The sequence below is a fragment of the Butyricicoccus sp. AM78-15b2TA genome, from assembly GCF_027665985.1.
In the GTDB taxonomy this organism is placed as follows: domain Bacteria; phylum Bacillota; class Clostridia; order Oscillospirales; family Butyricicoccaceae; genus Agathobaculum; species Agathobaculum butyriciproducens.
On record NZ_JAQEHY010000050.1, the window covers coordinates 366 to 2,101 of the forward strand.

Below are 1,736 nucleotides of genomic sequence, written 5' to 3' on the forward strand. Positions count from 1 at the left end.
ATAGAATCCCAATCAAAGATGAAAGCCTAAACTCCATACTTTTTTGTGTTTTATTTTTGGTTTCGGTGTTACATGCTCATCACCTTTCGCAAATACCCAGATGAGCAGCCTAAGCAAAGGAGGATATAATTGGACTTTGAAAAGTGAATAAAGCTCCATCTGTAACGAATTTTCCGTGTCGGGCAACCGACAAGCCGCTTGGATAAAACAGCCGGTCAGCTACCGGCGTGGCGATAACAGCGGAAAAGGCTACTCCCCACCGGCAGAATAGGATTCGGGTGAGAGGTGTCGTAAGTCAATCGGCAAGTGTAAGAATACGAGCGTGAATAAACTGTTCACGGCAGTATGGAGTGTAAATATGCCGCTTACAATTTTATGATTGTTATGATATAATATTAGCGTTGTTGGCTGTGCTATCACCGTTACAAGCATAAGGAGTAAACGATGATTACAGCAATACAGAAACCCAAAAGAAAGTATGGAGAAGGCAGTATATACCAGCGAAACGACGGTCGCTGGGTAGCAAAGTATAAGAGCGTGAATATGCTCAAACCGTGTGTTGTGTACGCTAAGAGCGAATCCGAAGCAAAGCGCAAGCTGCGCGAACTCAAAAAGGACGCTGCAAAAGGTCTTGTCAAAAGCACAAGCAGGCGTTTCGGTGATTACGCCGACCAGTGGTTATACACTTTCAAGCTGCACTCGATTGAGGACAGCAGCTTCGACAAATACGAAAGTGCTTATTTGACGCATATTAAGCCTGCGTTTGGCAAAATGCAGCTTGCGTCTATTCACAGTGAGCAGTTGCAAAAACTGCTTGTTGAAAAGAGTCAGACGCTTTCGCTCACTGTTGTCAAAATCATTTATATCATTCTTTCCGAAATTTTTTCTTATGCTCATTCTGAGGGCGATCTCTCACGGAATCCTATGCACAATGTCAAGATGCCGAAGAAAGCGACCTTTAAACCGGAACGCGAAATTGTTGCGCTGGAAAGCGACGAAGTGCGGGCAGTCGAACGGATTGCAGAAATGAAAAATAAAAATGGTAGACCCTGTATCATGCAGGCACACGCATTGGTCTTTCTGGTGCATACCGGTTTGCGGTGCGGTGAGTTTTTAGCACTCAAATGGTCTGACATTGATTTTGAAAGCAGAATCGTTACGGTGAACAAAAATCTGTCGATGGTCTACGACCGCGACAAGGACGGCGTGCGTATCAAGCATAAGAAAGCACGGATTAAGTGTACCAAAACGGCAAGCGGCAACCGCTTTGTGCCGTTGAACACAAAAGCGATTGCCGCTTTGAACAGTCTGAAAGCTGTCTATCGTGAAATGGATATTGTCAGCGATTCCGTTGCGGTAACGCGCAAGGGTACAACACTGAGCAGCGACCAGCTTCGCCGTGTTCTGCGTCGCGTATTGGCGTATGCCGGTATCGACAAGCCGTTCACACTTCACCAGCTTCGTCACACCTTTGCTACACAGGCACTTAACGCCGGTATTCCGATTACCGTAGTAAGCAAGTGGCTCGGACACGCGAATATATCTGTTACTTATAACACCTATATTCATGTGTTGGAATCCGCAGAAGCTGCAGCAGTAGAGCTTCTTGAAGCCATTTGAAAAATCTAAAATCCGTTTGGTTTCATTTTGGTGTCACGACCAAATCAAAATGTTGAAATCGGTAGATATACTGTGGATATTTCGGAAAGTGTTAAGAAAACTGTAGTTTCGCGACA

At 45.0% G+C, this 1,736-nt stretch carries 1 protein-coding gene; it reads left to right on the forward strand.

The genetic code is table 11. The features are described from left to right. Positions 1-543 precede the first annotated feature (543 nt). Positions 544-1,620 carry a tyrosine-type recombinase/integrase gene (locus PGS25_RS15500; RefSeq protein WP_270419413.1) on the forward strand — a complete coding sequence of 359 codons (1,077 nt, stop codon included), beginning with the start codon at positions 544-546 and terminating at the stop codon, positions 1,618-1,620. The last annotated feature ends 116 nt before the right edge of the window (positions 1,621-1,736 follow it).